Origin of the sequence: Micromonospora olivasterospora (assembly GCF_007830265.1) — a bacterium.
Taxonomy (GTDB): domain Bacteria; phylum Actinomycetota; class Actinomycetes; order Mycobacteriales; family Micromonosporaceae; genus Micromonospora; species Micromonospora olivasterospora.
This window is the reverse complement of record NZ_VLKE01000001.1, coordinates 5,245,503-5,258,287: the sequence shown is the minus strand read 5'-3', so window position 1 is coordinate 5,258,287 and position 12,785 is coordinate 5,245,503. Positions and strand designations below refer to the sequence as shown.

11 protein-coding genes are annotated in these 12,785 nt (G+C 75.0%); 2 read left to right on the top strand and 9 right to left on the bottom strand.

Annotation, left to right across the window (positions count from 1 at the left end; translation table 11 throughout):
• Positions 1–5: 5 nt before the first annotated feature.
• Positions 6–1,787 carry a DUF4012 domain-containing protein gene (locus JD77_RS24140; protein ID WP_246140886.1) on the bottom strand — a complete coding sequence of 594 codons (1,782 nt, stop codon included), beginning with the start codon at positions 1,785–1,787 and terminating at the stop codon, positions 6–8.
• 87 nt (positions 1,788–1,874) lie between these two features.
• The gene (locus JD77_RS24135) at positions 1,875–3,122 is read right to left on the bottom strand and encodes a glycosyltransferase family 4 protein (protein WP_145776298.1); all 1,248 of its coding nucleotides are present in this window, start codon (positions 3,120–3,122) and stop codon (positions 1,875–1,877) included.
• 192 nt (positions 3,123–3,314) lie between these two features.
• On the opposite strand from JD77_RS24135, the gene JD77_RS24130 reads away from it, so the two are divergent.
• Positions 3,315–3,878: an arsenate reductase/protein-tyrosine-phosphatase family protein gene (locus tag JD77_RS24130; RefSeq protein WP_145776297.1), complete on the top strand. Its 564-nt coding sequence runs from the start codon at positions 3,315–3,317 to the stop codon at positions 3,876–3,878.
• Here the strand turns inward: JD77_RS24130 and JD77_RS24125 are convergent.
• On the bottom strand, positions 3,859–5,328 hold the full coding sequence (locus JD77_RS24125) for a tyrosine-protein kinase domain-containing protein (protein ID WP_145776296.1): 1,470 nt from the start codon (positions 5,326–5,328) through the stop codon (positions 3,859–3,861). The two genes, JD77_RS24130 and JD77_RS24125, sit on opposite strands and share 20 nt — an antisense overlap.
• A gap of 370 nt (positions 5,329–5,698) precedes the next feature.
• Between JD77_RS24125 and nhaA the strand changes: the two genes are divergently transcribed.
• Positions 5,699–7,024 carry a Na+/H+ antiporter NhaA gene (gene nhaA / locus JD77_RS24120; RefSeq protein ID WP_145776295.1) on the top strand — a complete coding sequence of 442 codons (1,326 nt, stop codon included), beginning with the start codon at positions 5,699–5,701 and terminating at the stop codon, positions 7,022–7,024.
• Between the two features lie 58 nt (positions 7,025–7,082).
• On the opposite strand, the gene JD77_RS24115 is transcribed toward nhaA, so the two are convergent.
• From JD77_RS24115 to egtA, 6 genes are all read right to left on the bottom strand, one after another.
• On the bottom strand, positions 7,083–7,295 hold the full coding sequence (locus tag JD77_RS24115) for a hypothetical protein (RefSeq protein ID WP_145777750.1): 213 nt from the start codon (positions 7,293–7,295) through the stop codon (positions 7,083–7,085).
• 147 nt (positions 7,296–7,442) lie between these two features.
• Positions 7,443–8,030, bottom strand: coding sequence for a TMEM165/GDT1 family protein (locus tag JD77_RS24110; protein WP_145776294.1), 588 nt, complete (start codon positions 8,028–8,030; stop codon positions 7,443–7,445).
• 268 nt (positions 8,031–8,298) lie between these two features.
• Positions 8,299–9,291, bottom strand: coding sequence for an L-histidine N(alpha)-methyltransferase (gene egtD / locus JD77_RS24105; protein ID WP_145776293.1), 993 nt, complete (start codon positions 9,289–9,291; stop codon positions 8,299–8,301).
• A 49-nt stretch (positions 9,292–9,340) separates the two neighbouring features.
• Positions 9,341–10,090: an ergothioneine biosynthesis protein EgtC gene (egtC, locus tag JD77_RS24100; RefSeq protein ID WP_145776292.1), complete on the bottom strand. Its 750-nt coding sequence runs from the start codon at positions 10,088–10,090 to the stop codon at positions 9,341–9,343.
• Positions 10,091–10,124: 34 nt separating this feature from the next.
• Complete coding sequence (gene egtB, locus JD77_RS24095) at positions 10,125–11,456, bottom strand: ergothioneine biosynthesis protein EgtB (protein ID WP_145776291.1); 1,332 nt, start codon at positions 11,454–11,456, stop codon at positions 10,125–10,127.
• Complete coding sequence (egtA, locus tag JD77_RS24090) at positions 11,453–12,688, bottom strand: ergothioneine biosynthesis glutamate--cysteine ligase EgtA (RefSeq protein WP_145776290.1); 1,236 nt, start codon at positions 12,686–12,688, stop codon at positions 11,453–11,455. Before egtA ends, egtB begins: the two co-directional genes overlap by 4 nt.
• Between the last annotated feature and the right edge of the window lie 97 nt (positions 12,689–12,785).

The window sequence follows — 12,785 nt, the reverse complement described above, 5'->3', positions numbered from 1 at the left end:
CCCTTCTACTGATCGCAGTGCGGTGCGGAAACAACTTGGGTGGTCCATGGGGTGGCGGTGGGGGTGAGCCACAGCTCGCCGTCGCCGCTACCGGTCGCGCCGGTCAGCAGGTCGACCTCGAGCGTCCGGGTGGCGCCGGGGCGTACCTCGACGGTGGCGACCGCCACCTGCCGGCGCCGCTCGTATCCGCTGCCGGCGCGGGCGTCGTGGCCGTCGAGCCGGCTGCCGAGCACCGCGCCGCCGGCGGGGCTGTGGACGGAGACCAGCGTGCGGGCGGTGTACGGGTCGCCGGCCAGGCCCAGGCCGAGCACGGAGGCGCTCAGCCCGCTCGCCGGGGCGGTCGAGTGGAGCGTGAACCGCAACCGGAGTTGCCGGCGGCCGTCCGGCCGGCACTCCCCCACGGTCAACGTGGCCGCCGGCCGCAGGTAGTAGCCGAGCTTCGCGCCGCTGCCGTCGTTGAGGAACACGCCGACCGTCGGCACGGTCTCCTGCTCCGGGAGCGATCCGGCCAGCCGGTTCTCGCCGATGATCCGCTGCTCCTCTGGTCGGGCACTCCAGAACAATATGCGACGTTCGGTGATTGCCCGGTCGATACCGGACAAAAACGCCCGGGGGTTGACGTCACGCGAGAAGAACGCGGTGAAGACGGCCGCCGAGGAGGCCGCGAAGTACTCGTCCTGCTCGGCCGGCTTGAGCCGCTGGTACGTGTCCGACAGCAGGGTCTGCACCACCTTCTCGGCGACGAGCGCGGGCCGGCCCGGCACGGGCACCGGCCCGGTGGCCTGGAGCAGGTAGGACAGGACCACCGGATCGACGGCGAGGACGCCGTCCACGGTCGTGCCGCTGCGCTTGCGGTACATCTCCCGGTACAGCGCTGCGGCCGTCGGGAAGTCCGGCGTGAGGTTGACGTCCGCCGGATAGATTCCGGGCAGGTCGGCGTACAGCGCCCGGACGTCCCGGCTCAGCTTCAGCGGCGGGGTGAACCGCCCCAGGCTGGCACTGGTGCCCTGCCCGGCCATCCGCAGCCTGCCGTTCTCGGCTTTGATCAGGGCGTACGCGCCGAACATGCCGCCGGTGGCGCGCAGCTCCGCCGGGTTCTGCGACACCATCAGATAGCTGCGCGGGCCGTCCGCGCCGAGCAGGGTCGGCAGCAGCCGCGCGGCCCGGTCGGCGGCGCGGGTCAGCCCGGCCAGCCGGTCGATCTCGGCGCGCAGGTCGGTGACGGCCCGGCGGACCTGGGCGACCAGGTTCCCGGTGGGCACGGCGGCGAGGCGGGCACGGGTCCGCTGCACGACCGCGTCGGTCTCGGAGAGCTCCGACGCGACGGCGCGCAGCCGGTTCACGTCCAACTGTCCCCTGCCGGGGAGCAGGGTCGACAGGTCGGTACGCAGCAGGGCCGGGAACGCTCCCCGGGCGAGGTCGTCGATCGCCACCGCGATCTGGCGTACGGCCGACAGGTCGTCCCCGGCGTACGGGACGTGCCGGCCGAGCCACCAGCCCGGGTCGCCGGTCGCGGCCCGGGCGGCGCCGGCCTGCTCCTGCAGGGCCGAGAGCGTGCGTTGCGCCCGCGCGGCGTCCGCGCCGACCACGTCGCCGCTGAGCTCCCGCGCCAGCCCGGCCGCGTTGAGCAGGTGCGCGCGGGCCTGCCAGCCGCGGAAACCCACCCAGCCGCCGGTCAGCAGAACCAGCGTGCCGACGAGGAGGCCGACGAGCAGGACCCGGCGTACGCGCGCCCGGGTCCGCCGGGATCTGCGCCCGCCACGTCGGCGCCGCTCACTGTCGCTCACACCCACTCCGCTCAATAAAGGACAAATCGGATGATCAGGTGATTTCTAGCACGAATATGGGCTGAGCAACTGGCCCTGCCAGTGGTTTCAGGCCTCCGAGTCCAGGCCCGACCCCTGCTTGTCGCCCCGGCGGGCGGCGATCTCGTAAAGCAGCCGCTCCACCCGGTCCACCCCGCCGCGCAGCGACATCTCCCGCAGGTACGCCTCCCGGCCGCGCCGGCCCATCTCCACGCGCGCCGTGGTCGGGATGGTCGCGGCCAGCCAGAAACGGTCGGCCAGGAGGGCCCAGTCCTCGGGCGGGCAGGACAGCCCGGCCCTCGTCCGCTCGACCAGCTCGACGGTGTCGCCGCCGGCCGAGGCGACCACCGGAGCGGCAGAGCTGAGCGCCGCCTGCAACTTGCCGGGGACCGCCGCCCGCAGCTCGGGCAGGTCGCGCAGCATCACCAGCTGGTAGTCGGCGGCGGCGTACAGATCGGCCATGTCCAGCGCCGACCGGCGCGGAACGAAGCGGACGTTGCCGGCGCCCAGCTCGCTGGCGAGCCCGCGGACCGCCGGCTCGTCGGCGCCCGACCCCACCAGGACCAGGTCCATCGTGCCCTGCAACGGCGCGGCGGCGCGGACGGCGGTCTCCAGGCCCTGCCGGGGACCGATGGTGCCCGCGTGCATCACCACGCAACGGCCGTCGCCCCGGACGAGGCGGCGGGCCTCGCGGGTCGGCTCGGCCGGATGGAAGATCCGCTCGTCGGTCCAGTTGAGCACCAGCCGCACCCGGGCCGGGTCGGCGCCGTCGGCCACCACCAGGTCGCGCATGCCCGGCGCGGTGACGGCGACCAGGTCGGTCGCCCGGTAGAGCCGACGGGTGGCGGCGGCGATCCGGGCCGCCCAGGGGCCGGTCATCGCGGTCGGGCCGACCAGCTCCGGGCGGACGTCCTGCACGTGCAACAGCGACGGCACCGAGCCCAGCAGGCGCAGCAGCCCGAGCGCGGCGAATGTCGTCGGCGGCAACTGGTGGACGTAGAGCGCGTCCACGCCCGCCAGGTGACCCCGCCCGATCAGCCCCGCGCTACCGGCGAAGGACAGCCAGGTCGCCATCCGGGCGCGTGCCGAGCCGTCCCCGCCGCTCCAGCGCGGTACCCGCCGGACGGTGATCCGCTCGCTGCGCGTCTCGTGCCGCCACCGCTGCCGCCAGCCCGGGTAGACGTGGCCCCCCGGGTAGTCGGGGAAACCCGTCAGCACCCGCACCTCGTGCCCGCGGGCGGCCAGTTCCTCGGCGAGGGTGCCGGGGATGAACGCCGGCTCCGGCGGGAAGTGGTACGACAGGATGCCGATCTTCATCGCCGTCCTCCGCCCCGGAGCGCCGGACGGGACCAGGGCCGGCCGGTGTCACCCTTCGGCGCGGCGTCACCACCGACCGTCGTCGTACCCGCATAGGATGCCCGCAGCCCGCCGTCGACCGGCGCGCCGCCGGGCCGGCCCCCTGCCCGCCCGCCGGGCCGACGTACGACCAGAACGCTGGGGGAGTCTCCGATGGCCGACCGGATCCTGTTCGTCTGCCACGCCAACATGTGCCGCTCGCCGATGGCGGAGTACCTGGCGGGCTGGCTGATGGCGAAGCTGCCCATCGAGACGGCCAGCGCCGGGGTCGCGGCGCTGGAAGGCCGGCCCATGCACCCGTACGCGGCGCCGATCGCCGCCGCCACGGGGCGGGACCCGGCGGAGTTCCGCAGCCGCCTGCTGGCTCCCGCCCACCTGGCCGAGGCGGCGCTGGTGCTGACCGCGACCCGGCGCCAGCGGGCCGCCTGCGTCTCGCTCGTCCCCGCCACCCTGCACCGCGCCTTCACGCTGCGCCAGTTCGCGCGGCTCGCCGCGCTGGCCGAACCCCCGGACAAGACGGAGGTGGCGGACGCCGGGGCCCTGCGGGCGGCGGTGCGGGCCGCGGCCGTGGTCCGGGGGCGGCTGCAGCCAGCCGCCCCCGCCGACGACGACCTGCCCGACCCGATCGGCGGCACGCCGATGGACTTCCGGCGCTGCGCGTCGGAGATCGAGCGGTCGCTGACCCCGGTCGCGGCACTCATCGAGGCAGCCGGGTGAGTTCCTGCGTCGGGGCCCCGGCCTGCTCCCGGCCCCGGTACCCGGCGCCCCGGGCCGCCGCGGCGCTGGCCCGGTCCATGGGCACGGCGGGCGGGGCCGGCGGCACGATGACGCGGTAGCTCTCGTACTGGTACGTCTCGGCGCGGCCGAGCTTCGCCATGTTCAGCACGCAGCCGAGCAGCCGGACGGAGACCGACTGGAGCGCCTGCGCCGCGGCGGTGACCTGCCCCCGGTCGGTCCGACCGTGGGCGCTCACCAGCAGCGCGCCGTCGGCCTGGACGGCGACGACCACCCCGTCGGTGACGTTGCGCAGCGGGGCGGTGTCGATGACGACGATGTCCGCCGACTCGCGCAGCACGAGCAGCAGGTCCGCCATGGCCTTGGACCCGAGCAGCTCGCTGGGGTTGGGCGGGGACGATCCGCTGGGCAGCACCAGCAGCGACTTGTCCCCCCACCGCTGCACGACGTCGCCCACGTTGACGTCGCCGAGCAGCACGTCGGTCAGCCCGACGCTGGCCTCCAGGCCCAGGTACTCGGCGACCTTCGGCCGGCGCAGGTCGGCGTCGACCAGTGCGACCCGCCAGCCGGCCTCGGCCAACGCGATGGCCAGGTTGCAGGAGAGGGTGGTCTTCCCCTCGCCCTGCAACGCGCTGGTCACGGCGATCACCCGGGCCGGCTCGTTCACGTCCACGAAGCGCAGGTTCGTCCGCAGCTTGCGGATCGCCTCGGCCCGCGCCGAGGTGGCCGCCTCCCCCACGATCAGCGGGGCGGTGCGGGCCGCGGGGTCGAACGGGATCTCGCCGAGCAGCGGGCTGCCGGTGACGCGCTGCAGCGCGACGGCGTCGCGCAACCGGGTGTCCAGCCGCGCCCGGAGCACGGCGAGGGCGACGCCGACGAGCAGCCCGGCGAGCGCGCCGAGGAGGAAGTTGCGCAGGGGCTGGGGCGACACGGGGGTGGACGAGACGCGTGGCCCGCTGACCACCTCCACCTTGATCGCGGCGGCCCGCCCCTCGGCGGGGGTCTCCACCGCGCGGACCAGCTCGACGAACCGGGCGGCGATCGCCTCGGTCAGCCGCAGCGCCCGGGTCGCGTCCGTGTCGGTGACCGTGCCGCGCAGCATGACGGTGTCGGGGATGGTGGCGGCGGTGATCCGGGACTGCACCTCCTCGGCGGTAAGGCCGAGAGGGCTCTTCGCCACCACGCTCTGCGCCAGGCGGTCGCTCTGCAGGAGGTCGGCGTACGACTTGACGCGCTGCTGCATGAAGATGCTGCCCTGGTACGCCTCGCTGACCCCCTGGTTGGGGGTGGTGACGAAGAAGGTCACGGAGGCCACGTACTTGGGCTGGGTACGGACGGTGACCAGGCCGGCCACGCCGAGGCTCACCAGCACGGCGAGCAGGACCAGCCACCAGCCGCGGCGAACGGCCCGGAGGTAATCGCGAACGTCCATCAGCCGGGCAGCCCCCGTCCGGTCCGTTCGGTCGACATGTAAACCACGAAAGCTCCCTCAGCGATCAAGGGGCGATGTCAGCTCCGACAGCCCCACCCGGCGCATACGCCGTGCCACCGACTGTAGAGGATTTAAGCGGATATAAGTGGCAATCGGCACACAAGGTGAAACATGGCTGTGAATGCGGCGATGTTTCACCGGATGCGAACGGAACAACTCCGCGAGGGCCGGTGAAGTGACGTGCGTCCGCCCCCGGGCGCCCCGGTGGCCGCGCCGGACGACGCCGGATAGGGTCGGACGCGGTGTGCCGGGAAGTCTGGTCGGCGTCGAGCCCTGCCCTGCCCGCGACCCGCCGAGGTGGAACACGCCCATGCGCGACCGCACGCCCCGCACCGACCGTCCCCGCGCCGCGCGCCGGCTGTTCACCCGTACCTCGTGGCCGGAGGCCCGGTTCCTCGCCGACGTGCTGCGCACCGAGTCGGTGGGCGGCGTGCTCCTGCTGCTCGGCGCGGCGGTGGCCCTGCTCTGGGCCAACTCCCCCTGGCGGCGGTCCTACGCCGCGCTCGGCGACTGGGTGCCCTGGCCCGGCGGCACGCCGCTGCACCTCGACCTGGACCTGGCGACGTGGGCCGCGGACGGGCTGCTCGCGGTCTTCTTCTTCGTGGTCGGGCTCGAACTCAAGCGCGAGTTCGTCGCCGGTGACCTGCGCGACCCGCGCCGGGCGGCACTGCCCGTGGTCGCCGCCCTGGGCGGCATGCTGCTGCCCGCGTTGGTCTTCACCACCGTGGTGCTGGCCGCCGGCGGCGCGGGCCTGCGCGGCTGGGCCATCCCGACCGCCACGGACATCGCGTTCGCCCTGGCGGTCCTGGCGGTGGTCGGCTCGCACCTGCCGCAGGGCCTGCGGGCGTTCCTGCTGACCCTCGCCGTCGTGGACGACCTGTTCGCGATCGTCGTCATCGCGGTCTTCTACACCGCGGGCTTCCACCCCGTGCCGCTGCTCGCCGCGCTGCTGCCGATCGCCGCGTTCGCCGCGCTGGTGCACCGCCGCCGCACCTGGTGGTGGGCGCTGCTGCCGCTGGCCGCGGCGGCGTGGGCGCTGGTGCACGCCTCCGGCGTGCACGCCACCGTCGCCGGGGTGCTGCTCGGCTTCACCGTGCCGGTACGGGCGAGCCGCGACGGCGCGCCCGGGCTGGCCGAGCGGCTGGAACACCGTTGGCGGCCGTTGTCTGCCGGCTTCGCGGTGCCGGTCTTCGCGTTCTTCGCCGCGGGGGTGTCGCTGCGGGACGCCGACCTGGGCGCGGTCTTCACCGATCCGGTGGTGGTCGGGGTCGGCGCCGGCCTGGTGCTCGGCAAGGCGGTCGGGGTCTTCGGTTCCACGTACCTGCTGGCCCGGTTCACCCGCGCCGAGCTGGACGAGGACATCACGTGGCCGGACCTGCTCGGGGTCGCGATGCTGGCCGGGATCGGCTTCACCGTCTCGCTGCTGATCGGCGAACTCGCGTTCGGCGCCGGGAGCACGGCCGACGACCGGGTGAAGGTGGCCGTGCTGACCGCCTCGCTGGTCGCCGCCGCGTCGGCGTCGGTGGTGCTGCGGCGCCGCAACGCGGCCTACCGGCGCATCGCCGAGCGGGAGGCGGTCGACGCCGACGGCGACGGCGTGCCGGACGTGTACCAGCGGCGCCCCGACCGCGACTGACCGGCCGGGGCGCCGGGCCGGTGAGGGCCGCTACCCGAGCGACCCCCGCCGGTGACGGTCACCGGTGGCGGTCGGCCGGGTGGTCCCCCTCCTCCTCGGCCTGGTCGGTCTCCTCCGCCAGCGCGTCGGCGTACGGGTCGGTGAGGTCGTCGGCCGGCACCGCCACCTCCTCGGCCAGGTCCTGCTCGTCGGGGCGGCCGCCGGGCGGGGGCTCGGGCGCGGTGGCGCCGCCGGAGTAGCCGTACTCGTTGGGCTCGTCGTGCCGGCTCATACCGTTGTCCTCCCGCTGGTCGCACTGCCTCTCGTCGCCCACCGTAAGCCGTGATCGTCTCGGCCGCAGCGCGTACGGGCCGTCGTGCCCGGACGGACCGGCGGGTCCGCCCGGGCACCGGCTCAGGTGAGCCCGGGGAGCACCGGCTCAGGTGAGCTCGGCGATCGCCTCGAAGATCAGCCACAGGCCGCAGATGGCGAAGAGCACCGCGGCGCCGTAGCGGATGGCGCGCTCGGGCAGGTGCCGGCCGAGCAGCCGGCCGACGAGGATCGCCAGCGCGTCCGCGGCGACCATGCCGAGGGTCGAGCCGAGCCAGGTGCCGAACCAGCCGTACTTGGTGGCCAGGGTGATCGTGGCCAGCATCGTCTTGTCGCCCAGCTCGGCGAGGAAGAACGCGACGCCGACCGCGATGACGGCGGACTTGCTGCTCCGCTCCGCCTTGCGCTTCTCCTCCTCGGTGAGTTTGTCGCCGCGCAGCGTCCAGGCGCCGAAGCCCAGGAACGCCAGGCCGGCGAGCATCGAGATCCACGCGGTGGGCAGGGTGGCGCCCAGCCCGTAGCCGATGGCCACCGAGGCCAGGTGGACGATCGCGGTGGCGATCGTGATGCCGATCAGCACCGGAACCGGTCTGAATCGTGTGGCGAACGTCAGCGCCATCAGCTGCGACTTGTCGCCGAGCTCCGCGACGAAGATCACGCCGAAGCTGATCACCAGCGCGACGAGGAAACCTTCCATGACACCCTTCCCGATCAGGCCGGGCCGGGGTGTTTGGGGCGCCCTCGACCCGGCTGTTGCGCACAGCCTGGGTCGAAGGTCTCGCCCGCCCCGCCTTACGGCGGGGCCGCGTGGCCGGGCGCGGAACGCGCCAGTGTGTCGACCACGACATTGGGGGCTACTCCCCTTCGCTGCGCCAACCATAGCCGACCCCGACCGGCCCGGCCGGGGCGGGTCGGGTGGCCGGGCTCAGTCGGCGGTCGGGGCCGGCGCGGATGGGTGGGCGGGCTCAGTCGGCGGTCGGAGGCCGCAGCCGCTCGTCGGCGCGGGCCAGGGTGACGCCGAACAGGCCGTCGGCGTCGGTCCAGAAGGCGTGGCCGGCGAAGCCGGCGGCGGCCAACTCCTCGGCGATCCCCTCCGGGCGGAACTTCGCCGACACCTCGGTGCGCAGGTCCTCCCCCGCGCCGAACTCGACGTCGAGGTCGAGCACCCGGACCCGCATCGGGCGCTCGGCGCGCAGCCGCATCTCGATCCACTCCCGCTCCGGGTCCCAGAGCGCGACGTGGGCGAACGCCTCCGGTTCGAAGTCGGCGCCCAGCTCGCGGTTGATCATCCGCAGCACGTTGCGGTTGAACTCGGCGGTCACGCCGGCCGCGTCGTCGTAGGCGGGGACGATCACCGCCGGGTCCTTGACCAGGTCGGTGCCGAGGAGCAGCCAGTCGCCGGGTTCCAGGGCCGCGCGCGTGGCGGCGAGGAACCGGACCCGCTCGGCGGGCAGCAGGTTGCCGATCGTCCCGCCGAGGAACACCACGAGCCGGCCCCCGCCGGCGGGCAGCCGGTCCAGGTGGTGCGTGAAGTCCCCGACGATTCCACGTACGCGCAGGCCGGGATAGTCCGCGGCGATCTGCTCGGTGGACTGCCGCAGCGCGCTCACCGAGACGTCCAGCGGCACGAAGGTGCCCAGCCCGCCCCGCCGGGTGAAGGCGTCCAGCAGCAGCCGGGTCTTCTCCGACGAGCCGGAGCCCAGCTCGATCAGGGTCTTCGCGCCGGTCAGCTCGGCGATCTCGCCGGCCCGCTCCGTCAGGATCGACCGTTCGGCGCGGGTCGGGTAGTACTCGGGCAGTCGGGTGATCTCCTCGAACAGCTCGCTGCCCCGGGCGTCGTAGAACCACCTGGGCGGCAGCCACTTCGGCCGCGCCGTCAGCCCGGCCTCGACGTCCTCCCGCAGCCTGCGGTCCAGGTCCCACCCCTCCAGGTGGATCTCCAGTGGTTCGGCGCTCATGGCCTTCCCCTCGTTCGTGAGTGTGAGTTTCCTGCCGGCCGGCCCCAGCTCACCCGGCCGCCAGGGCGTCGGTCCGCACCCCGGCCGCCGTGGCCACCACCAGCCGCCCGTCCGGCACCGCCTGCCAGCCGGGGTCGTCGTCGTACGGCTCGGAGGCCAGCAGCACCGCCCCCGGGCGCCGCCGGACCGAGAGCGCGTGCCCGGCGACGCTGGCCACGACCGTCTGCCCGTCGGTGAGCAGCAGGTTCAGCCGGGACCCCGGGGCCGCCGCCGCGACCGCCGCCACCGTCTCGGCGACCGCCCGGGCCGGCTCGGCCCCGGCGCGCAGCCGGTGCCGCACCAGCGCCCAGAGCAGCGCGGAGTCGGTCGGCGCGTCGAGGGTGAGCAGGTCCCGCACCGGCAGCCGCCCGGCCAGCCCGGCCACCGAGTCGGGCCAGCCGCGGATCACCCCGTTGTGGCTGAACAGCCACGGCCCCTCGGCGAACGGGGCGGCGGCGGTGTCGAGCACCGGCATGCCCACGGTGGCCGACCGGACGGCGGCCAGCACCCCGCCGCTGGTGGTCGCGGCGGCCAGCTCCGGCAGGGTCGCGTCGCTCCAGATCGGCGTGCCGCGCCGGTACCGGACCGGCGGCCCGCCGTCGGGCGGGTACCAGCCGACGCCGAAGCCGTCGGCGTTGACCGTCCCGCCGCCGCGCATGTCGCGCGGGGCCCAGGACTGCCGCAGCAGCGAGTGCGGCGGGTCGAGCAGCAGGGCGCCCAGGGGCACCGGCGGCCCGAGATACGCCAGGTGGCGGCACATCAGAAGACCCCGCCGCCGGCGGTCCGGTACGGCGTCACGGGCGCGCTTCCTCCGGCCGGGCGTCACGGGCGCAGCGGAAGCCGCTGAAGATCTGCCGCCGGATCGGGTAGTCCCAGTTGCGGAACGTGCCCCGGCAGGCGGCCCGGTCGGTGCCGAACGAGCCGCCCCGCAGCACCTGGTAGTCCGCGCCGAAGAACACCTCCGAGTACTCCCGGTACGGGAAGGCGGCGAAGCCGGGATGGCCGCGGAAGGTGGTGGAGGTCCACTCCCAGACGTCGCCGACGAGCTGGTGCACCCCGAGCGGCGACGCGCCCGCCGGGTACGCGCCCACCGGCGCCGGCCACAGGTGCCGCTGCCCCAGGTTGGCGTGCTCGGCGGTCGGGTCCTCGTCGCCCCACGGGTAGCGGCGGGACCGGCCGGTCGCCGGGTCCCAGCGGGCCGCCTTCTCCCACTCGGCCTCGGTGGGCAGTCGCCTGCCCGCCCAGGCGGCGTACGCCTGCGCCTCGTGGTAGCAGACGTGCACCACCGGCTCGTCCGGGCGGACCGCCGACCAGCGGCCGAACCGCCGGTACGCCCACCCGCCGCCGTCGCGTCGCCAGTGCATCGGGGCGCTCAGCCCGGCCTCGGTGCGGTGCCGCCAGCCCGCCTCGCTCCACCAGCGCGGGTCGTCGTACCCGCCGTCGGCGATGAACTCGGCGTACCGGCCGTTGGTGACCGGGGCGGCGTCGATGACGTAGGCGGGCAGGTGGACGGTGTGCGCCGGGCGCTCGTTGTCCAGCGCCCACGGGTCGGTGGAGGTGCCCATGGTGAACGGGCCGGCCGGGACCAGCACCTCGCCGGTGACCCGGGCACGCGGCTCGGGCGGGGCCGGCGCGTGCAGCGCCGGTGGCCCGGAGCGCAACTGGTGGGTGGCGAGCATGGTCTCGTCGTGCTGCTGCTCGTGCTGCACGATCATGCCGAAGGCGAACCCGTCGGCGACCAGCGGACGGTCGGTGAACGCGGCCCGGTCGAGCAGGTCGTACACCTTGTCCCGGACGGTCGCGACGTACGCGCGGGCCTCGGCGGGCGGCAGCAGGGGCAGCGCGGGGCGGTCCCTGCGGGGCTGCTTGAACGCGTCGTACAGGTCGTCGATGTCGCGACGCACCGGCTCGCGGCCGCCGACGTCCCGGACCAGCCAGAGTTCCTCCTGGTTGCCGACGTGGGCGAGGTCCCAGACCAGCGGGGACATCAGCGGCGAGTGCTGGCGCATCAGGTCGGCGTCGTCGACCGCATCGGTCAGCAGGGCGGTCCGCGCGCGCGTCCGCTCGAGCTCGGCGGCGATCCGGCCGCGCAGCCGTTCCGTGCCGGCCTCGTGGATTGTCGTCACCGGGGTCCCCCCTCCGCGGCGGCCCGCCGCCGCCGTATCGCTCGGGTCGTCTCCTCGTGCAGCGGCCCGGGCAGGTCGAGCCGCGGCAGGGCCGCCAGGGCCAGGTCCAGCAGGCCGGCGGCGGCCCGCGCCAGCGCCGGGTCGGCCAGCCCGTACCGGGCCGCCGCACGCCACCGGTCGGCCACCGGGGCGGCGAGCGCGGTGGCCCGGGCGACCGTGCCGGGGTCGGCGAACAGCGCGGCCAGCACGGCCAGCGGAAGTTTCCAGTCCCGGCCCGGCTGGGCGTCCAGGTAGCGGATCTCCAGGTAGCCGCGGGGCCGCACGACCGGGAAGAGCGTACTCAAGTGATAGTCCAGGTCGTCGGTGGTGGGCGGGCGGGGCAGGGCCCCGGCGATCCAGTCGCCGAAGGTGACCCCGGCCGGAGGGGTCCAGTCCGCGCCGTCGGTGCGCAGGCAGAGCAGCGGCGCGGCCAGGGCGTACGCGGTCCAGGCGGCGACCGGGTCCGCGTCCGGGCGGGCCGGCGACCAGACGGGCCTGGTGCGGGCCGGGTCGATGGCCAGCCACGCCGCCATCCGGGCCGACACCCACCCGGTCGGCCGGCCGGCGTGTCGGCCGGCGGTGGCGAACGCGGCCAGCAGCGGCGGACCGACGGCGTGCGCGGCGGCCCAGCGGGCCGCCGCCTGGTCAGGCTCGCCCGCGTCCAGGCAGATCTGCAGGCCCGCGGTGCTGTACATCATGGTCCGCCCGGCCTGGCCCTGCCGGTCGAACACGCATCGCATAGCGCGGTAGCGCGGCGTCTCGACGACCGCTCGCGGAGTGCGCCACGGGTCGATGCCGGTGCGCCCGAGCACCAGGCCGGCGGCCCGGAGCAGGTCGGTGACCTGGGCGATGTCGGCGTCGGTGGCCTCGATCAGCGCGGCGAGCGAGGCTCGCGGCGCGGTGGAGATCTCCAGTTGACCGCCGGGCTCCACGGTCACGGCGCTCCCGTGCCGCAGCGGGGCGGCCGGGCTGGAGCTGTCAATGGTGGTGGGGCTGTACGGCCCCAGCGCCGCCCGCAGCCGCTCGCGGTCGAGCCGGAGTGCGGGGTCGGCGACGTCGTGCACGGTCCATTCCAGTTCGACGCCGAGGCGCCTCGGCGGGCCGGTCTTGAAGCAGATCCGGGCGATGTGCCGGGCTGCGTCGGCCGCCTGCCGCAGCGGGCTGCTCCGATCCAGCTCGGGCGATGCTACCACGAGACGCTCACCTCCGCGCTGCGCTGACGGTCCACGGTCGGCGGGACACCGGCGGCCGAGATCTGCGACGGCTCCCGCCCGCCATCATCTGTGTAAC

Excerpts from the sequence above, each read along its gene's own strand:
- JD77_RS24135 (WP_145776298.1), bottom strand. The coding sequence starts at position 3,122 with ATGAAGATCGGCATCCTGTCGTACCACTTCCCGCCGGAGCCGGCGTTC.
- JD77_RS24130 (WP_145776297.1), top strand. The coding sequence starts at position 3,315 with ATGGCCGACCGGATCCTGTTCGTCTGCCACGCCAACATGTGCCGCTCG.
- JD77_RS24125 (WP_145776296.1), bottom strand. The coding sequence starts at position 5,328 with ATGGACGTTCGCGATTACCTCCGGGCCGTTCGCCGCGGCTGGTGGCTG.
- nhaA (WP_145776295.1), top strand. The coding sequence starts at position 5,699 with ATGCGCGACCGCACGCCCCGCACCGACCGTCCCCGCGCCGCGCGCCGG.
- JD77_RS24115 (WP_145777750.1), bottom strand. The coding sequence starts at position 7,295 with ATGAGCCGGCACGACGAGCCCAACGAGTACGGCTACTCCGGCGGCGCC.
- JD77_RS24110 (WP_145776294.1), bottom strand. The coding sequence starts at position 8,030 with ATGGAAGGTTTCCTCGTCGCGCTGGTGATCAGCTTCGGCGTGATCTTC.
- egtD (WP_145776293.1), bottom strand. The coding sequence starts at position 9,291 with ATGAGCGCCGAACCACTGGAGATCCACCTGGAGGGGTGGGACCTGGAC.
- egtC (WP_145776292.1), bottom strand. The coding sequence starts at position 10,090 with ATGTGCCGCCACCTGGCGTATCTCGGGCCGCCGGTGCCCCTGGGCGCC.